This is a genomic window from Escherichia sp. WS568, assembly GCF_046486085.1.
GTDB classification, from domain to species: domain Bacteria; phylum Pseudomonadota; class Gammaproteobacteria; order Enterobacterales; family Enterobacteriaceae; genus Escherichia; species Escherichia coli.
Genome location: NZ_JBJQMC010000015.1, coordinates 1 through 17903 on the forward strand (window position 1 = coordinate 1; position 17903 = coordinate 17903).

19 protein-coding genes and 7 pseudogenes are annotated in these 17903 nt (G+C 47.8%); 18 read left to right on the plus strand and 8 right to left on the minus strand.

Features of this window, described 5'->3' with window-relative positions:
- Window positions 1-615 (minus strand): annotated as a pseudogene (locus tag ACJHWR_RS16465) (transposase); the annotation flags it as partial.
- A gap of 108 nt (window positions 616-723) precedes the next feature.
- On the opposite strand from ACJHWR_RS16465, the pseudogene ACJHWR_RS16470 reads away from it, so the two are divergent.
- A pseudogene (locus ACJHWR_RS16470) lies at window positions 724-1149 on the plus strand (integrase core domain-containing protein); the annotation flags it as partial.
- 132 nt (window positions 1150-1281) lie between these two features.
- Here the strand turns inward: ACJHWR_RS16470 and ACJHWR_RS16475 are convergent.
- From ACJHWR_RS16475 to ACJHWR_RS16500, 6 genes and pseudogenes are all read right to left on the minus strand, one after another.
- Window positions 1282-1521, minus strand: coding sequence for a transposase (locus ACJHWR_RS16475; RefSeq protein ID WP_001270905.1), 240 nt, complete (start codon window positions 1519-1521; stop codon window positions 1282-1284).
- A gap of 121 nt (window positions 1522-1642) precedes the next feature.
- Entirely contained in the window at window positions 1643-1741 is a 99-nt protein-coding gene (astA, locus tag ACJHWR_RS16480) for a heat-stable enterotoxin EAST1 (protein WP_072292379.1), read from the minus strand.
- A pseudogene (locus ACJHWR_RS16485) lies at window positions 1695-1895 on the minus strand (transposase); the annotation flags it as partial. The gene astA and the pseudogene ACJHWR_RS16485, both read right to left, overlap by 47 nt.
- A 14-nt stretch (window positions 1896-1909) precedes the next feature.
- A complete protein-coding gene (locus tag ACJHWR_RS16490) occupies window positions 1910-2788 on the minus strand; it encodes a restriction endonuclease (RefSeq protein ID WP_000769116.1) in 879 nt (292 codons plus the stop codon).
- 327 nt (window positions 2789-3115) lie between these two features.
- The gene (locus ACJHWR_RS16495; RefSeq protein ID WP_001075464.1) at window positions 3116-3847 is read right to left on the minus strand and encodes an inovirus Gp2 family protein; all 732 of its coding nucleotides are present in this window, start codon (window positions 3845-3847) and stop codon (window positions 3116-3118) included.
- Between the two features lie 1478 nt (window positions 3848-5325).
- Window positions 5326-6456, minus strand: coding sequence for a hypothetical protein (locus ACJHWR_RS16500; protein WP_000147750.1), 1131 nt, complete (start codon window positions 6454-6456; stop codon window positions 5326-5328).
- A 184-nt stretch (window positions 6457-6640) separates the two neighbouring features.
- Between ACJHWR_RS16500 and ACJHWR_RS16505 the strand changes: the two genes are divergently transcribed.
- The 16 genes and pseudogenes from ACJHWR_RS16505 to ACJHWR_RS16580 all read left to right on the plus strand — a co-directional run.
- Window positions 6641-7525, plus strand: coding sequence for a GTPase (locus ACJHWR_RS16505; RefSeq protein WP_000010408.1), 885 nt, complete (start codon window positions 6641-6643; stop codon window positions 7523-7525).
- 202 nt (window positions 7526-7727) lie between these two features.
- On the plus strand, window positions 7728-8408 hold the full coding sequence (locus tag ACJHWR_RS16510; protein ID WP_001282919.1) for a helix-turn-helix transcriptional regulator: 681 nt from the start codon (window positions 7728-7730) through the stop codon (window positions 8406-8408).
- A gap of 147 nt (window positions 8409-8555) precedes the next feature.
- On the plus strand, window positions 8556-9233 hold the full coding sequence (locus ACJHWR_RS16515; RefSeq protein ID WP_001097301.1) for a hypothetical protein: 678 nt from the start codon (window positions 8556-8558) through the stop codon (window positions 9231-9233).
- Between the two features lie 29 nt (window positions 9234-9262).
- Complete coding sequence (locus tag ACJHWR_RS16520; RefSeq protein WP_032150870.1) at window positions 9263-9472, plus strand: DUF905 family protein; 210 nt, start codon at window positions 9263-9265, stop codon at window positions 9470-9472.
- 89 nt (window positions 9473-9561) lie between these two features.
- Window positions 9562-10380 (plus strand): DUF932 domain-containing protein, encoded by an 819-nt coding sequence (locus ACJHWR_RS16525; protein WP_001175175.1) that lies wholly within the window; start codon window positions 9562-9564, stop codon window positions 10378-10380.
- 91 nt (window positions 10381-10471) lie between these two features.
- On the plus strand, window positions 10472-10957 hold the full coding sequence (locus tag ACJHWR_RS16530) for an antirestriction protein (RefSeq protein WP_000213722.1): 486 nt from the start codon (window positions 10472-10474) through the stop codon (window positions 10955-10957).
- 14 nt (window positions 10958-10971) lie between these two features.
- Window positions 10972-11448: a RadC family protein gene (locus ACJHWR_RS16535; protein ID WP_001384029.1), complete on the plus strand. Its 477-nt coding sequence runs from the start codon at window positions 10972-10974 to the stop codon at window positions 11446-11448.
- Between the two features lie 86 nt (window positions 11449-11534).
- Complete coding sequence (locus ACJHWR_RS16540; RefSeq protein WP_000692350.1) at window positions 11535-11756, plus strand: DUF987 domain-containing protein; 222 nt, start codon at window positions 11535-11537, stop codon at window positions 11754-11756.
- Window positions 11757-11835: 79 nt separating this feature from the next.
- The gene (locus tag ACJHWR_RS16545) at window positions 11836-12204 is read left to right on the plus strand and encodes a type IV toxin-antitoxin system YeeU family antitoxin (protein WP_001285607.1); all 369 of its coding nucleotides are present in this window, start codon (window positions 11836-11838) and stop codon (window positions 12202-12204) included.
- A gap of 89 nt (window positions 12205-12293) precedes the next feature.
- The gene (locus ACJHWR_RS16550) at window positions 12294-12671 is read left to right on the plus strand and encodes a TA system toxin CbtA family protein (protein WP_001094444.1); all 378 of its coding nucleotides are present in this window, start codon (window positions 12294-12296) and stop codon (window positions 12669-12671) included.
- Window positions 12668-13156, plus strand: coding sequence for a DUF5983 family protein (locus tag ACJHWR_RS16555; RefSeq protein WP_000761685.1), 489 nt, complete (start codon window positions 12668-12670; stop codon window positions 13154-13156). The genes ACJHWR_RS16550 and ACJHWR_RS16555 overlap by 4 nt, the downstream gene beginning before the upstream one ends.
- 19 nt (window positions 13157-13175) lie before the next feature.
- Complete coding sequence (locus tag ACJHWR_RS16560) at window positions 13176-13373, plus strand: DUF957 domain-containing protein (protein ID WP_001327226.1); 198 nt, start codon at window positions 13176-13178, stop codon at window positions 13371-13373.
- A gap of 84 nt (window positions 13374-13457) precedes the next feature.
- Window positions 13458-13601 (plus strand): annotated as a pseudogene (locus ACJHWR_RS16565) (hypothetical protein); the annotation flags it as partial.
- Window positions 13577-13705: pseudogene (locus tag ACJHWR_RS16570) on the plus strand (transcriptional regulator); the annotation flags it as partial. The pseudogenes ACJHWR_RS16565 and ACJHWR_RS16570, both read left to right, overlap by 25 nt.
- Before the next feature lie 362 nt (window positions 13706-14067).
- A pseudogene (locus ACJHWR_RS16575) lies at window positions 14068-14850 on the plus strand (tyrosine-type recombinase/integrase); the annotation flags it as partial.
- Window positions 14851-14969: 119 nt separating this feature from the next.
- Window positions 14970-15169, plus strand: a pseudogene (locus ACJHWR_RS16580) (transposase); the annotation flags it as partial.
- A 197-nt stretch (window positions 15170-15366) separates the two neighbouring features.
- Here ACJHWR_RS16580 and ACJHWR_RS16585 read toward each other — a convergent pair.
- Window positions 15367-16260, minus strand: coding sequence for a WYL domain-containing protein (locus tag ACJHWR_RS16585; RefSeq protein ID WP_000291809.1), 894 nt, complete (start codon window positions 16258-16260; stop codon window positions 15367-15369).
- 175 nt (window positions 16261-16435) lie between these two features.
- Here ACJHWR_RS16585 and ACJHWR_RS16590 point away from each other — a divergent pair, with 175 nt between their 5' ends.
- On the plus strand, window positions 16436-17902 hold the full coding sequence (locus tag ACJHWR_RS16590) for a hypothetical protein (RefSeq protein ID WP_000051976.1): 1467 nt from the start codon (window positions 16436-16438) through the stop codon (window positions 17900-17902).
- The last annotated feature ends 1 nt before the right edge of the window (window position 17903 follow it).

Sequence of the window (17903 nt, forward strand, 5' to 3'; positions counted from 1 at the left end):
GACAACTGCTCAGGTTCAGGTATTTCATCAGCCGTCCGGCACGATAACGGCTCATCGGGACGCCGTTTTGGGTCAGCATTTCAGCCAGCGTGCGCGCGCCTGCAGAGCCCCGGCTCTGGTTCCATGCCCGGCGTATTTCGCTGCACAACCTGACGCGAGCCGAATTAACCGTATCGCGTCGTTTTCGCCAGTACCGGTAACTGCTGCGGTGTATTCCCAGTGCGGAACAGAGGCTGACAACTGAGTGGCTGTCACTCAGTCTGGAAACTATCGTAAACCGTTCAGTGAGTCGGACATCAAGAGCGCGGTAGCCTTTTTTAATATCGTATTTTGTTCCTCCAGTCGGCGAACCTGCTTTTCCAGCTCGCGAATACGTTGCTGTTCAGGGGTAATGGGTGTTGCAGAGGGCGCAATACCTTGGCGCTCTCGCCTGAGCTGACGTACCCAGCTCTCAAGCGTGGTAGAACCGACATTCATCGCCTCACTGGCTTGTCGATACGAATAGCCCTTATCAACAATCAGCTGTGCACATTCCAGCCTGAACTCAGGGGTGAAAGTACGTTTGGTTTTCTTGTTCATTAAGTCACCTGTTTTGTGTTGAGGTGAGAATATCACCTTTAATCAGGTGGCCAAATTTACTGTGCCACTACAAACTCATTAAAGAAGCCGTTGAATATGGACGTGCAAAAAGTGGATAGCGCACGCTCCCTTATTGCCGGGGTGATGCACTGGGCGGTCACTACCGGCGGCTTCAACAGTGAAACAGTACAGGACGTCATGCCAGGAGCGGTGGAACGCCGCTTCGGCAACGAGCTTCCGGCGTCTCCAGTGGAGTGGCTGACAGATAATGGTTCATGCTACCGGGCTAATGAAACACGCCAGTTCGCTCGGATGTTGGGACTTGAATCGAAGAACACGGCGGTGCGGAGTCCGGAGAGTAACAGAATAGCAGAGAGCTTCGTGAAAACGATAAAGCGTGACTACATCGTGTTCATGCCCAAGCCAGATGTTAATGACGGCATTGCATAACCATGCAGTAGCAATCGAACATTACAATGCAGCATAGTTCTAAGTTATCGCTCGCCGCAGGTATATATGCGGCAGCGGATCAGTAATGGGTTAAATGATAACAGATGTCTGGAAGTATAGGGAGAAATTCCCTGAGGGATTCCCAAAAAATTTAGTAAACCAATATCATATTGGTATACCGTTGTTGTAAAATGTTCAGCCCTGCGTCAAGTGACAAGGTGTTTAGTATGAGTGGGGAATGTCGGAACCTGTTTAGGATTCTGTGTAAATGCCTTTTTTCAGAAGTGACAGGCAGTCACCGAACTCGATAATAAAGCGGCTCATTGCCATACACCTGTCCTTCAACGACACCGTCCATTTCTGGGACGCAGACTGGATTGCCAGCCACACCACTTTTTTCACCGAGTCGTCTGTCGGGAACACTTTACGCTTTTTGATCGCATGGCGGATCACACTGTTTAGTGACTCGATGGCATTCGTCGTATAGCGCACTTTGCGAATGTCCGTCAGATAAGCGAAGAACGTGGTAAGATTCGGTCAGTTAGCCTGCCAGCTCCGACTTATCTAGTGCTTGCTAGCCTGTCTCTTCCGTGGGTGCCTGATTAAATCTCTTTCAGGTCGCGAGTGACGGCTTTGTAGTCCTTCCATGACACGAAGCGCAGGCTGTTGCGCACCATATGCACGATGCATAACTGGATGCTGGCCTCCGGATATACTGTGTTGATGGCATCTGGAAAGCCTTTCAGGCTATCTACACAGGTGATGAGGATATCGTTCAGACCGCGGTTTTTCAGTTCAGTCAGCACATTGAGCCAGAACTTCGACCCTGTACACGATTCTGTGTGAAACAACGGGGAGCAGGTCATCGCTTCCCAACCCGTTATTTCAGCGTGCCGAACTGTTTGTCTTTCAGTGCATATAGTCGGTCGAACTCAGCATAGGGCTCTCCCGTTTCAGCCGCGTGCCGGGTTTTAGCATCCAGAAGGTCGGGTAAAGGGATCCTATGATTCAGTGAGTGGTAAAGATCATAACCACTGACACAGATAACCCGCTTCCCTTTACCAAAAGCCGTCAGGCCTTCAGGCGTAAAGCCCATCCAACTGATAAAAACACCGCGTGTCCAGGTTGCCTTGGTACTGAGCTTTCCTTCAAATACATGGAGGTCGGCAGCCGACGTTCTTTTCTGATGCCACTTTGCCTCCATCAGGTAAAATTCATCATTCAGTCGGAAACTTCCGTCAATCTGTTCGCCTGTATTTCGGAAAGACGAACGGGGAGCAAGCTTAAAGATACTGAACAGTTCAGCAAGCCAGGCTTCAAACCGAAAACCACGTGGATGTGGCGGCAGAGATTTCATCTCGTTCATTTCAGCGATAAGTGAATGCCAGTCAACACCATGCCATGCCTGGACAGGCTTAACGCCTTTGGCTTCATCGGTGTCAGCGTTTTCTAAGCGGGAAATCAGTGCAAGATAGTCATTACGGCTTTGTTCAGCCTGTTCAGGCATGGATTCCGTTTTATACTGCCAGAGCGCACCAAGAACCCGCAGAGCGGTCTCACGATCAACCTGTTTCAGCAAGCATCTAACTCGTTTGGCTTTTGACGTCCCCTCTTTCTGATAACGTTCATCATCAATATCAATGTTCAATTCTTCATCGAAAAAAGCAGACAAGGTGCGGTTAGAGAAATCCAGTATCCAGCCAGGATCGCTCTCGAACACAATATTAAACAGCCTCAAATCCTGCATTTTCAGTTTCACGCCTACCTCCTTTTTTCACAGTATAACGGGATGAAAGTGGGGGAGGAAATGAGTCAGAACCTGTACACCAGCATTAGGGGATTCCGCGTCTGGTACAAAGCAGACTATGAGAAGAGAGACGCTATAACATTTGAGTCCTACCAATCGATCTGTTCATTTCTATGAATGGCAGTAAATGCAAATAACCAGAACAACCAAAGGTTTTTCGACTTATGTGTCACGAACGGAAGTAGATGGCAATCCATTGCATTACTTCAGGACGACTTTTCAGAAAGCGAGCTAAGGGCGTTGGCATAAACTCAGGCATCGGATGCTGTTTTACAGGGTTCACCTGCCATCCAGTAGACGCCCCAGCCCACGACTGCAACCATAATTACGTTGACCAGAACCGTCATGCTGCTTCGTCTCATACTTCACGAGATAACGGGCTCTCTCCATGGCTTTCTGCATCGCTTCCACATCACCACGCTTGACCCAGAGAACAGCGGATCCACCAGATTTTTTGTCAGAATCCTTCCGGGTATCAGAACATCCACCAGGCACAGGCGTATCATCGGAAGAAGGGCGAGCATCAGATGATGTCGGTTTACGGAAAGGCGTCCGCCTGGAAAAATGAACCAGTCCATTACCCTGCCAGGGCTCAAGATGCAGAGCACTGCACCATGCCAGTTGGATCAGCGTCGCCAGCGAAGAAGGAACGGTGAAATCCCCTGGCGAGCACCAGGTATCTTTGTTGAGCAGTAATATCACGTGATAATGTTTCCTGCCTTTTTCCTTGCCAAACTCCCGACACCAGAAATAACGCAGAGTGGTTGCACGCACACGCTTGTTGGCACGTCGTTTTTTCCGCTGGTAAGCCTGAATTTTTGCTTTCAGGGATGCAAAAAAACGAGAAATCACCGCTGAATCTAAATCGGTATCCATGATGGTGGCAGGCATATACTCAGGGAAACGTAAATCCACCCGGATTAACGAGACGGCACGGTGTTGCGCCAGGGCACCGTTGAGAATACTTTCAAAACGGGATAACCAGTAAGCATTGTGTATTGGTTGATTCATGATGAGAGATCTCCGTTGATTTGGATTGACTTCACATCATTAATCACCGCGGTAAAACTTTACGGCATCCGGCATTGAGCAATGCTACAACTTTCTGATTAAGAGTGATTGAAACGGAACAAAAAGATAATCCTACACACAGGGTAAAAACACTCAAGAACAGCGAATGGATTTAAAAACGACATGGACAACGAGAAAAGTCAGAAGGGAAAAGGATCCACAGAACATTCAAACAAAACACCAGAAACGCAACCAGAACGCTTCCTGGTAATGCAAATCAACAACAACGCCAAAACCTACAGCTTAATCACACAACTTAATCACGGATGCGAATGACATGTTTAAAACCTGTTTACAGATAACGCCGTTACACGATCATCCCCATCAGAATCGATTTTCCCTTCCTGAAAGCGTTACGTTTCACTACGCACCATAAAAACGATTAACCATCGATAACGTAAACTTCATCTGAATCAAAACACCAAAACCGTTCATCACACTTTCGCAATGCAAGAAGAAACCTCATGACGAAAACAATGACCTTACACGGAAAAGAAAAACGTCAGGAATCGTTAATGCCTAAATCTGATTGTTATCAAAACATCCAGAAAGTCGTTTAACAGAATCGTCGTAAGCACATCGAAAAGAACGTCAGATTACTTCAGGAAAGTTCGGGTTGATTTAGCGTAAAGATACTTTTCTCATGCTAACGTCGAAACTCGAAATATCAGGAAAGGTTAAACGTAACATCAGTAAAATCGAATAGCAGATTGATTGCTGAAGCAGAAAGGTTTTACAGCAGCATTAAACTGATTTAGTTAACGTAAAGATTTACTAAACTGGATGTGTATAGCAATGCTTAACGAAAACACTTGTAGAAGTGTTTATGAAAATACGTGTATAACACTTACTGAAATGCTTAGTAAAAATACGTGTATATAGTATCATACCGACATTCTCAACTCTTCCAAACATCCATGCAGACTGAATGTTGATTACCCGTTTTCACATCAGGCATGGTTCTTTACTGACCAAAAAACAAACTGGTTTACTCTTGAATTATTTTCTCTACCTCAGAAAACATGGTCTCAGGAATCTGTTATGGCTTCGTAGTTTCTGTTGTTCTTTTCATAAAAGTTATAAGTTATTGTCATAATCATACGATAATCACTTTATGTTAGTTTTTACTGTTACACGCTACTGACTTTTTCAGTCATTGCCAGAAAGGGGCTCTTTTTACTTCCATTTCACCACTCAACAAATGCAAAACTCGTCCAGTAAAGCGGACCACCACTTGCTCACAAGCAACGAATCGTCTCCAGGAACAGCCCTCAAACATTGCAGAAACAAAAACAACAAAACCCTCATTATCACTGATGTTCGGAAAATTTCCATGACCCAAAAAACGAAATTTAAATGAGACGCATTATCATGCGTGTGATCAAAAAGACGTTATGGTAGCTTTCAGTTAAATGGTGCTATTTCTCATAAATCCACTTAACTTTTTTTACTGATTCATCCCAGAGAACCACTTTATCAGTAAAAAATGAATTATATAGATTGACGAGTTTTTCTGTTTCAGTTATTCCCAATGCATTATGTATCAGTTGTAGATATGCTTTTATCCAGATTTCTTTACCCTCCCTCCACTTATCTATAAAAATTTCCAACTTACTTAATCGTTGATTTATAAAAAATGAATCAATATCATGAAAAAACTCAACAAGAAAACAGCACGAGATAATCTCAACAAAAAACAAATTCTCCTTAAAAGCATTATAAAACTTTATCAACACATAACGAAAAACACCTCCTGTTAACCTTTCCTGTTCATAAAACAACAAGCCCAAAATAGGCGGAAATCTTTTAACCACACCACTTTTAATCCAGTAAGGATGATGATTAGTCTTTACTGGCAGTGAATAAAAGAACAATTCGGTTTCTCTTTTCCCACCACAAACAGACAAAACAGTCTTATAAAGACTTTTTGAATCACTATATCCTGACACTCCAGACGAATTAGCAGGGTATTTTCTTTTTACTTTTTGCCTTAATGGAGCTGGAAGAATAATAAAACGGGATGGTAGATAACAATCGCTTTCAGAAGACCTGCATTCGCACACATGAAGATTTATATTTACATCCGGACAATTCAAAAACCACACAGAATAATTATCGCTCCGTTTGCAATATGAAACCCATGAATAAATTGCATAAAGTTCAGAAAGTACATCTAACTCTGCTTTTGATTTAAATGTGATACCGTTTCTTCGAATTCTCGTTTCCAGCGTTCTCCATGCCGGAGTTTTCAGTATCTCACGAACTTTTTTATTAAGTTCAACCAGCGATGGTCCCTGCTCCTGTTTATGTTTCTTCCTGCTGTTAATGATTTCTCTTTCTTTTACTAATTTTTTCTTACTTTTGGGTCCTTTTATCTTTCTTGGCAATGCTTCATTTAATCTGTGAACAGGATTTTGCTCTCTTCTTTTTTTGAGCTCACAAAACCTCTCATAATGTTTTCTGCACAGTCTTTTCTCCACTGCCATTTTTACTGAGAAAACCTGATTGTTACAATTTTTTCTGACGCATTTGTTTTTACGTCCGGTCATCCTCTCATCTCCTGAAACCGCAGTATGTCATTAGTTCCCGTTCTGAAAAACTCACTTCATACTCCATTACACTTTAACAATAATATCCGTAATTCAGACATTCCATCATTTTTCACGTCCATATTACCTGAATGATAAACCGGATTAGTGTGATCCGGTTCAGTGAAATCAACAGGATACCGGTATGTCATTCAGCCATTCTTCCCTCTCCGCACAAGTGAAATCATATCTGACGTTTCTTCCTGAAGAAATTCGTCAGAAAATTCTTGAACATCTCCACAGCGTTATTCATTACGAACCCGTGATTGGCATTATGGGTAAATCCGGCACCGGCAAAAGTAGCCTGTGTAATGCTATTTTTCAGTCCCATATCTGTGCCACACATCCCCTGAACGGCTGCACCCGCCAGGCTCATCGTCTTACCCTGCAGATCGGTGAACGCAGAATGACGCTGGTCGATCTGCCCGGCATTGGAGAGACGCCGCAACATGATCAGGAATACCGGGCGCTTTACCGTCAGTTACTGCCGGAAGTGGATTTGATTATCTGGATCCTGCGGGCAGATGAACGCGCGTATGCCGCCGACATTACCATGCATCAGTTTTTACTGAATGAAGGCGCAGATCCCTCGCGTTTTCTGTTTGTTCTCAGCCATGCCGATCGCGTGTTTCCTGCTGAAGAATGGAATGCCACAGAAAAATGCCCGTCCCGTCAGCAGGCGCTCTCACTGGCGACGGTGACAGCCCGGGTGGCAACCCTGTTCCCTTCATCATTTCCGGTACTCTCCGTTGCTGCACCTGTCGGCTGGAACCTTCCGGCGTTTGTGTCGCTGATGATCCACGCACTGCCACCACAGGCAACCAGCGCGGTGTATTCACATATCCGGGGAGAAAACCGCTCTGAACAGGCCCAGAAACACGCACAACAGACTTTTGGTGAAACCATCGGGAAAAGTTTTGACGTCGCCGTTGCCCGTTTCAGTTTTCCGGCCTGGATGTTACAGCTTCTGCGTAAAGCCCGGGACCGCATTATCCACCTGCTGATCACACTGTGGGAGCGTCTGTTCTGACACACTCACGCCGACAGGATGTGTCGCTGGATTAACGAGCATTCTTCTTTTTATGAAATCATGCTTAAAAATCAGATAATTAAAAGAATATTTTTTCTGCTGCATTTTATTCCTGATTATCCGGATGCGACACATCCTTTCAACATCATGATGCATAATAACATCATGAAATAAAAGATGTTTTCTTACGGAGTGCACATCTATGTCTGATAATCGTTCCCGGCATGATCGCCTGGCGGTTCGCTTATCACTCATTATCAGCCGACTGATGGCCGGAGAATCTCTGTCACTAAAAACACTGTCAGATGAATTTGGCGTTACAGAACGTACTTTACAGCGCGATTTTCATCAGCGTCTGGTTCACCTGGATTTAGAGTACAGAAATGGCAGGTACAGCCTCAGACGACAGAGCAGCCCAGGTGCGATCCCTGAAATGCTTTCTTTTATACAGAATACCGGGATCGCACGGATACTTCCGCTCCGGAACGGACGACTGATAACCTGTCTTACCGACAACCAGGAGCCCTCTCCCTGCCTTATCTGGCTACCGGCGCCGGATATCACTGCAACGTTCCCCGAGTGTTTCTCGCAACTCATCCTGGCAATAAGACAGTGTATCCACATCTCTCTGATGACTGAGCGATGGTATCCGTCACTGGAGCCCTGCCGGCTCATTTATTACAGCGGTAGCTGGTATCTGATCGCGTTACAGAAGGGAAAACTGCAGGTCTTTCCTCTGGCAGATATCAAATCAGTCAGCCTGACATCAGAACGGTTTGAACGGAGAGGCCACATCCACAGTCTGGTCGCTGAAGAGCGTTTTATCTCCGCCCTGCCACATTTCTCTTTCATCCATAAACTTATCAACACCTTTAACCTGTGATTGCCGGCCTGCCAAAGCCGTCCCGACAGGTATGGAGACAATATGTTGAACAGAAAACTAAATATACGGCTACGTCATTCCCTGAACAGTCACTGCATACCTTCCATCATTATCAATAACACCGTACGTTCATTTCAGAGGTCAGTCATGAATACCAGAGCTCTTTTTCCCCTGCTGTTCACTGTGGCATCATTCTCCGCCTCCGCCGGCAACTGGGCTGTCAAAAACGGCTGGTGTCAGACCATGACGGAAGATGGTCAGGCGCTGGTAATGCTGAAAAATGGCACGATTGGTATTACCGGCCTGATGCAGGGATGCCCGAATGGTGTACAGACGCTCCTGGGCAGCCGTATCAGTATTAACGGTAACCTGATCCCCACATCACAAATGTGTAATCAGCAGACGGGATTCAGGGCTGTTGAGGTGGAAATCGGACAGGCGCCGGAAATGGTCAAAAAAGCCGTTCACTCCATAGCAGAGCGTGATGTGTCCGTTTTACAGGCATTTGGTGTACGAATGGAATTCACCCGCGGTGATATGCTGAAGGTCTGTCCGAAATTTGTCACATCACTTGCCGGTTTTTCCCCGAAACAGACGACCACTATTAATAAAGATTCCGTCCTGCAGGCTGCCCGGCAGGCATACGCCCGGGAATATGACGAGGAAACAACAGAAACCGCTGATTTTGGCTCTTACGAAGTAAAAGGCAATAAGGTTGAGTTTGAAGTATTCAATCCTGAAGACCGTGCGTACGACAAAGTGACCGTCACGGTTGGTGCTGACGGTAATGCCACCGGCGCCAGCGTTGAATTTATCGGAAAATAGCCGGTATGTAGGACTGCCACCCTGTTTTATTGCCCGAAGGCCCTTTCTCACGCGAACAGGCGGTTGCCGTCACAACAGCTTACCGCAATGTGCTTATTGAAGATGACCAGGGAACGCATTTCCGGCTGGTTATCCGCAATGCCGAAGGGCAGCTACGCTGGCGGTGCTGGAATTTTGAACCTGATGCCGGAAAACAGCTAAATTCGTATCTCGCCAGTGAGGGAATTCTCAGGCAATAAACGTCTTCATTTCATCCATCAGGCCGCGTCTTCTCCGGGAGACGCGGCCTTTTCGTTTATACCGCTAATTCATTCATAAGGAGCAAAGTATGCAATTAGCCAGTCGTTTTGGTTATGCGAATCAGATACGCCGTGACCGTCCGCTGACACACGAAGAACTGATGCACTATGTACCCGGTATTTTTGGGGAAGACCGGCATACCTCCCGCAGTGAACGCTATACGTATATCCCCACCATCACCGTGCTGGAAAGTCTGCAGCGGGAAGGCTTTCAGCCGTTCTTCGCCTGCCAGACCCGTGTGCGCGACCCGGGCCGCCGGGGATACACCAAACATATGCTGCGTCTGCGGCGGGCCGGAGAGATAAACGGAGAACATGTCCCTGAAATTATTCTGCTCAACTCTCATGACGGTACCTCCAGCTACCAGATGCTGCCGGGTTACTTCAGGTTCGTCTGCCAGAACGGATGCGTCTGTGGTCAGTCTCTGGGGGAAGTGCGTGTTCCGCACCGGGGAAATGTGGTGGAGAAAGTTATTGAAGGGGCTTACGAGGTGGTGGGGGTTTTTGACCGGATAGAGGAGAAGCGTGATGCCATGCAGTCGCTGGTCCTGCCGCCACCGGCACGCCAGGCGCTGGCACAGGCGGCACTGACTTACCGTTATGGTGACAAACATCAGCCAGTCACCACTGCCGACATTCTGACACCACGACGCCGGGAGGATTACGGTAAGGACCTGTGGAGTGCTTATCAGACCATCCAGGAGAATATGCTGAAAGGCGGAATTTCCGGTCGCAGTGCCAGAGGAAAACGTATCCACACCCGTGCCATTCACAGCATCGACACCGATATTAAGCTCAACCGCGCATTGTGGGTGATGGCAGAAACGCTGCTGGAGAGCATGCGCTGATGCTGTTTCCCTGAAAGTGCAGCCCTGACTCACGTCTGTACCAGTCCCCAGGCATTCTTCCATTCATTTGCTTTTTATAAGGAATAATCTCATGACAACCTCTTCGCATAATTCCACCACACCTTCTGTTTCCGTAACTACTGCATCAGGGAATAACCAGTCTCAACTGGTTGCCACTCCCGTCCCTGATGAACAGCGCATCAGCTTCTGGCCGCAGCACTTTGGCCTCATTCCACAGTGGGTGACCCTGGAGCCCCGTGTCTTCGGCTGGATGGACCGTCTGTGTGAAGACTACTGCGGTGGTATCTGGAATCTGTACACCCTGAATAACGGCGGCGCATTTATGGCGCCCGAACCGGATGAAGATGATGGAGAAACCTGGGTACTGTTCAATGCCATGAACGGTAACCGCGCTGAAATGAGCCCGGAAGCCGCCGGCATTGCTGCCTGTCTGATGACGTACAGTCATCATGCCTGTCGTACGGAGTGTTATGCCATGACGGTCCATTATTATCGGTTGCGGGATTACGCCCTGCAACATCCGGAATGCAACGCCATTATGCGCATCATTGACTGAAAGGGGCCGGAACAATGCAACAGCTTTCCTTTCTGCCCGGAGAGATGACGCCCGGCGAGCGCAGCCTCATTCAGCGGGCCCTGAAAACCCTGGACCGCCATCTTCATGAACCCGGCGTGGCCTTCACCTCCACGCATGCGGCACGGGAATGGCTGATTCTGAACATGGCAGGACTGGAGCGGGAAGAGTTCCGGGTGCTGTATCTGAACAACCAGAATCAGCTGATTGCGGGTGAAACCCTCTTCACAGGCACCATCAACCGCACAGAAGTCCATCCCCGGGAGGTGATTAAACGTGCCCTGTACCACAATGCCGCTGCCGTGGTGCTGGCGCACAATCACCCGTCCGGTGAAGTCACCCCCAGTAAGGCAGACCGGCTTATCACTGAACGTCTGGTACAGGCGCTGGCCCTGGTGGATATCCGGGTGCCGGACCATCTGATAGTCGGTGGCAGCCAGGTATTCTCCTTTGCCGAACACGGTCTGCTTTAACCCGTCACCGTCACAATCACCTTCATATCACTTCAGTTTCTCTTTCTCAGCTGTTTCTTACTTTCACATTCAGGAGGACTATTCTCATGAAAATCATCACCCGTGGTGAAGCCATGCGTATTCACCGTCAGCATCCTGCATCCCGTCTTTTTCCGTTCTGTACCGGTAAATACCGCTGGCACGGTAGCACGGATACATATACCGGCCGTGAAGTACAGGATATTCCCGGTGTGCTGGCTGTGTTTGCAGAACGCCGTAAGGACAGTTTTGGTCCGTATGTCCGGCTGATGAGCGTCACCCTGAACTGAGTCTGGAAGGGCATTCAGAAGAGCAGAATTATCGCCACCACCGGACCATTCTTAACCAATTTTCTGTGAGGATTTTATCGTGTCAGACACACTCCCCGGGACAACGCTTCCCGACGACAATAACGACCGCACCTGGTGGGGACTGCCCTGCACCGTGACGCCCTGTTTTGGGGCACGTCTGGTGCAGGAGGGTAACCGGTTGCATTACCTTGCAGACCGCGCCGGTATCAGAGGCCGGTTCAGCGACGCGGATGCGTACCATCTGGACCAGGCCTTTCCGCTGCTGATGAAACAACTGGAACTCATGCTCACCAGCGGTGAACTGAATCCCCGCCATCAGCATACCGTCACGCTGTATGCAAAAAGGCTGACCTGCGAAGCCGACACCCTCGGCAGTTGTGGCTACGTTTATATGGCTGTTTATCCGACGCCCGAAACGAAAAAGTAACTCTCCAGAATAACCTTCTTCTCCGGCCTGGTGCTTTCACCACGCCACTTTTCCATTTTTCATCTCTGCATATCAGGAAAATCTTCAGTATGAACACATTACCCGATACACACGTACGGGAGGCATCGCATTGCCAGTCTCCCGTCACCATCTGGCAGACACTGCTCACCCGACTGCTGGACCAGCATTACGGCCTCACACTGAATGACACACCGTTCGCTGATGAACGTGTGATTGAGCAGCATATTGAGGCAGGCATTTCACTGTGTGATGCGGTGAACTTTCTCGTTGAAAAATACGCACTGGTGCGTACCGACCAGCCGGGATTCAGCGTCTGTACTCGTTCTCAGTTAATAAACAGTATTGATATCCTCCGGGCCCGCCGGGCAACCGGCCTGATGGCCCGCGACAATTACAGAACGGTAAATAACATTACCCTGGGTAAACATCCGGGGGCGAAACAATGAAACTGGCCCTGACGCTGGAAGCCGACAGCATTAACGTGCAGGCACTGAACATGGGGCGCATTGTCGTTGACGTCGATGGTGTTACTCTCGCTGAACTGATTAACGTGGTCTGCGATAACGGTTACTCCCTTCGTGTTGTTGATGAATCTGACCGGACATCAGCAGAGCGCACGCCACCATCTGCGGCCCTTACCGGCATACGCTGCAGTACCGCACATATCACGGAAACGGACAATGCCTGGTTGTACTCGCTGTCAAATCAGACGAATGACACCGGCGAATCAGAATGGATTCATTTCACAGGTAGCGGATATCTGTTACGTACCGATGCGTGGTCATACCCGGTTCTGCGGCTTAAACGCCTGGGGCTGTCCAGAACGTTCCGCCGTCTGGTTGTCACACTCATCCGGCGTTATGGCGTCAGTCTCATTCATCTGGATGCCGGTGCTGAATGTCTGCAGGATTTACCCACTTTCAACTGGTAACCAGGACAAAAGACACAGGATGAAATCATTAACCACAGAAACGGCGCTGGATATTCTGATTGTGTGGCTGCAGGACAATATCGACTGCGAATCGGGAATTATCTTTGACAACGATGAGGATAAAACGGATTCGGCAGCACTGTTGCCCTGTATCGAACAGGCCAGGGAGGGTATCCGTACCCTGCGCCAACTGCAGCTTCTGCACCAGAACCGATAAATATTACTCACCATACTTCATTCCACTGACGCCAGCCTGAACAGGGCTGGCGTTTTCATTTATCTGCAAAAAGGAATATCAATTATGTCTGAAATCACAGCCTCCCGTCCGGAAGTGGTCAACGGGGACATTATCTGCTCCACCTCAGTCAGCCACATTCTGGCTGTACAAAAGAGTACACAGCTGCAAATCGACACACTTATCCGGCATCAAGTGAGCGATATCAGTTAACAGATATAGATGGAGAAGATGCTTTTATCCGGATTGGTTCTATCGCGATGGTGCGAGTACTACTTGATGCAATGAAGCCTGTCGAGGAAGATGACGAGTAACAGAGCTCGGTATCTCAATCAGGAGCTGATTGTCCTGGTTCGATGCCGAAAACCAGTGATTTTTCGTGTTGGTATCTGTGTTGGTATAAGATGATATTGTTTATTATTAACAATTTTAAATCATGAGGTTAAGTCACATGTTCGAGTCCGGCCTTCGCACCAAAAGTATGTAAATAGACCTCAACTGAGGTCTTTTTTTATGCCTGAAATCCGCGCCACGCAAGGCTTTTCCAGCTTTTCTTCTCAACTGAAGTCAACCTGACTCAACCCACATCAACAGGCTTGTGAGTATACTTATGAGTATATTTGCCGATTCGATATTGCTTGTATACTCACGAGATACCAATGGAAGGAAGACCATTATTGCCCTAACGGATACTAAAGTTCGTTCTGTGAAGTCAGAGGAGAAAGAGTATTCACTTGTTGACGGCGACGGCATGTCTTTACTTGTAAAACCTGGCGGTTCAAAGTATTGGTGATTTCGTTTCCGTTTTGGTGGTAAACAACATTTGATGGCGTTCGGCGTTTACCCGGATGTTTCGCTGGCGGATGCGCGGAAGAAAAGGGAAGAGGCCAGAAAGCTGGTCGCTGCTGGTATCGATCCTCGTGAGCATAAACGTGCTGTGAAAGAAGAGCAGGCGAAAGAGATTATTACTTTCGAGAAGGTTGCCAGAGAGTGGCTCGTGACAAACCAAAAATGGTCGGAAGATCATGCTAATCGTGGAAAAAAGAGCCTGGAGGACAATATCTTCCCAACAATTGGTGCTCGCAATATTGCTGAACTGGGCACCCGCGATCTGTTAATTCCCATTAAAGCCGTGGAGAAATCTGGACGTTTTGAAGTGGCTTCCCGCCTTCAACAGCGCACCACGGCCATCATGCGTTATGCAGTGCAAAGCGGGTTAATTCATTACAATCCGGCGCAGGAGATGGCGGGGGCGGTTGCTTCCAGTAATCGACAGCATCGTCCGGCGCTGGAGTTAAAGCGCATCCCTGAGTTACTTGAGAAAATAGACAGCTATACCGGCAGGCCGCTAACCCGCTGGGCGACAGAACTCACTCTGCTTATCTTTATTCGATCCAGTGAGCTGCGTTTTGCTCGCTGGTCAGAGAGCGATTTTGATACGTCAATGTGGACCATCCCTCTTGATGGGCATTGCAGTAAGCTGAGGGTTGGACTGGTATTGTAAATATCCCGCATAATCGTGCCATTAACATTTAGAGATCCTCCGGCATAATCAATCTGCCAATGAAGGAGATCGCTATGCGTAAAGCCCCTTTTACTGAGCATCAGATTATCGCCGTGATTAAATCGCTTGAATACGGGCGAACTGTTAAAGATGTCTGCCGGGAGGCAGGCTTCTCTGAGCCACTTACTACAACTGGAAGTCCAGATACGGTGGTATGGAATCTTCTGATATTAAAATAATCAAAGATCTTGAGGATGAGAACCAACGTCTCAAATAGATGTTTGCCGACCCCATTATTTGGTCGGGATTTCAAAAGATGCATGGAACTATAACGGATCTATTTTCAGAGGAATTTAACTGAATCAGAAATTAATAAATCATAATTTTTAGATGGCTGGTGTTTAATGTTGCTGCACCATATCTATGATGCAGGAACAGTGAATGGCTATAAATTATTAGTAAACAGAATGTCTATCTCTCACCTGCATGGCGGTACTTATGAATAGGCTCCCCTGTTTGGGCGTGCACAGCTAGAACAGGGTAGATAAAGGGGCCGTGGCTGCTGGCGTCAGTAGCTTGTGCATATTCATCATCTGTTTTAGGCAGATTGTTTTCAGGGCATAAATAAAAAATCATTGGTGCACGAATGTTGAATTCAGAGGGTTCAAGTAAATAGTCCCGCTTAATTACCTCTTGTTGCGCTTTGTTTAGTGTTGGATTGGCTATAAAACGCACGGGGATTATGACCTCCCACGCGGTATCTTTGCGTGGCGGGGCGGGTGCAGGAACAATCAGTTCCGGCAAGTCCAGAAATCGCGCCAAAACAAAGTCCTTAAACGCCGAACTTCCCCAGTCATAGGCTCGCACATGCTGACGCCCGTTAACGGTGATAATTACCGTAGGGCTTAGTGTACGAGATATGCCTTCCGGGTTTTCCATTGACGCATAAGTCACTTTTACTTGTCCTTTCTGTTCGATTGCTGACAAAAAAATTGCCAGCGTGCGGCTATGCACTGCGCGATGGATGAGCGGGATTTCCTGCGCGTGGGCCGCTTGCGGCGGTTGAAATTCTACCGTCGTACGCCAGACCAGATCGTTGTCTCCCAGCAAAACAGGCGTAAACGTCGTACTGGGGAAATACCCTTTTCGGCCGGCCCCCTTCTCAATAGCATTGCCTGGAGCGACCTCCATATAGGTTCTTACATCAGTACGAGCTTGTTGCGCCGAGACGCCAAACTCTTCAGCAATCATGCGCGAAGTGACCTTTCGTTCCCACAGTAGCTGGCGCTCAATATAGCGCAAGCGCAACCATTGTGCGTGGCTGAGGGGGGATTTGTGTTTCTCAAGAAACTTTGAGTAGTACATATCAGTTTTATTCTTATTTGCAGGTTAATCAATTGCGGTTTGATATACCGACTGAGTATAGAAGGCGAATGACATCAAAACAAATAACATTGCTATAAATAAAAATTAAGCAAAGTTTCTTTGCTTAATTGGCGGGCGAGTACTATAGTGGCTTCCGTCTCAGAGGGAGAATGTTATGTCGCTAGGGTTTTTGGAGCAGGCTCGTAATGAATCAATGGCACGTCGTGAGCTGTCTATTCAGTCTCACGCCTTACTGGTCGTGCGGACGCTGGATTCAATATATAGCGCCCTTCAGCGAAATCCGTTCGATGGTGTTGAGCTTGATGCGCTGGCGGCAATCATGTATCTCTTTGACGCCATGCTTTATTATGCTGACCGCGAGCGCCAGCCTGGAATGACGCGTAAGGAAGCGGAGTTATGTCTGGTTGGGCACCTCAATGAAGCCTATCCGGGACAAGAAGAACCCGACTACGCACAAGTGGCCAGCAAGATTTTTGCGGCGATCAAAGATCCTTTCCGCCTCCGTTATTATGATTTCTCGCAACGAACGCATTCCGAAGAGCAGATAGTCCGTCTGGTACGCTATGACCAGCTATCCGGCTCAGATGATATTCTCTGGTCGCTGACTGATGAAGGAATGTTGTTCTATACCCTGCGCTTGGATGAAACGCCGATAGAACGCGCTGCGATTCTGGCCTGGCGCACGCTTAAAACCATCCGTCGCGGAGAGATCGACAAGGCAGTACACCAGATCCAATCAACACAGCGGCAACTGGAGCAATATCTGATTGGAATGCGGATGAAAGTGCGTGCCGCCCAGTCTGGTGATTTGAGTGCATCTTATGCACACGATATCCGTCCCGTACTCAATGATTCCTTTGATAAAACCCGAGAGGTTTTGGAACATATCCAGAACTCAATGTCGGCCATTACCGAAATGCTGGTTGAAGGAAGTTCGAAAATAAATCCCGACAAATTAAATAAGCTACGTAGGGCACAGGAGATTTTTGCTGAGGTCTGCGCTTTTACGCAGCGCTATCAAGACTGCTTACTTGATGTTAACAAAGATTTTGAGCGAGCTCGTCTGAAACTCATTATTCCCAGAGATAATACCCTCTTTCGGGAAACACTGGAAAAAGGTGCACTCAAGCCCTTGCTGTCTCATTCCCCCGACACTGTCGAAAAGGAAATCGATGATCTCACCGCACGCCTGTTGGCTCCCCGAAGACAGGATGATGATCGGCACATTCTGTTTGACCTTGAGGCGCTGCTGAACCTTTATCTCGATAGATTTGAACAGGCGCTTCCACATGAGATACAGGACCTCACCGATCAGCCTGTAGCTATTGAAACCAACCTGCGAGGTATCCCTGAATCTGTCATTAAAAAATGCAGCGATTGGGTTAGTGACCGATTGAAGAATTGGGGGCATGTGAGCTTTAGAGATGTTTTTGACGCCTATGAGGGCGAAGAATTATCCGAACAAGAGCAACAGGTTTGTTTACTCCATATTGGCAGCCTGGCAGCTAACAGCGATCCCGCAATAGAAGTGGAGATAGACGGCGCTATCGAAACAACGCTCTGGCGGGCTAACAATATCAAACTGTTAACGGTTGCTCCCTTATACCCCTTTGAGGAGTAGT

Coding starts and splice junctions, on each gene's coding strand:
- ACJHWR_RS16495 (WP_001075464.1), bottom strand. CDS start 3,847: ATGAATCAACCAATACACAATGCTTACTGGTTATCCCGTTTTGAAAGT.
- ACJHWR_RS16525 (WP_001175175.1), top strand. CDS start 9,562: ATGCAATTAGCCAGTCGTTTTGGTTATGCGAATCAGATACGCCGTGAC.
- ACJHWR_RS16590 (WP_000051976.1), top strand. CDS start 16,436: ATGTCGCTAGGGTTTTTGGAGCAGGCTCGTAATGAATCAATGGCACGT.
- ACJHWR_RS16510 (WP_001282919.1), top strand. CDS start 7,728: ATGTCTGATAATCGTTCCCGGCATGATCGCCTGGCGGTTCGCTTATCA.
- ACJHWR_RS16550 (WP_001094444.1), top strand. CDS start 12,294: ATGAACACATTACCCGATACACACGTACGGGAGGCATCGCATTGCCAG.
- ACJHWR_RS16555 (WP_000761685.1), top strand. CDS start 12,668: ATGAAACTGGCCCTGACGCTGGAAGCCGACAGCATTAACGTGCAGGCA.
- ACJHWR_RS16515 (WP_001097301.1), top strand. CDS start 8,556: ATGAATACCAGAGCTCTTTTTCCCCTGCTGTTCACTGTGGCATCATTC.
- ACJHWR_RS16535 (WP_001384029.1), top strand. CDS start 10,972: ATGCAACAGCTTTCCTTTCTGCCCGGAGAGATGACGCCCGGCGAGCGC.
- ACJHWR_RS16530 (WP_000213722.1), top strand. CDS start 10,472: ATGACAACCTCTTCGCATAATTCCACCACACCTTCTGTTTCCGTAACT.
- ACJHWR_RS16540 (WP_000692350.1), top strand. CDS start 11,535: ATGAAAATCATCACCCGTGGTGAAGCCATGCGTATTCACCGTCAGCAT.
- ACJHWR_RS16585 (WP_000291809.1), bottom strand. CDS start 16,260: ATGTACTACTCAAAGTTTCTTGAGAAACACAAATCCCCCCTCAGCCAC.
- ACJHWR_RS16505 (WP_000010408.1), top strand. CDS start 6,641: ATGTCATTCAGCCATTCTTCCCTCTCCGCACAAGTGAAATCATATCTG.
- ACJHWR_RS16500 (WP_000147750.1), bottom strand. CDS start 6,456: ATGACCGGACGTAAAAACAAATGCGTCAGAAAAAATTGTAACAATCAG.
- ACJHWR_RS16560 (WP_001327226.1), top strand. CDS start 13,176: ATGAAATCATTAACCACAGAAACGGCGCTGGATATTCTGATTGTGTGG.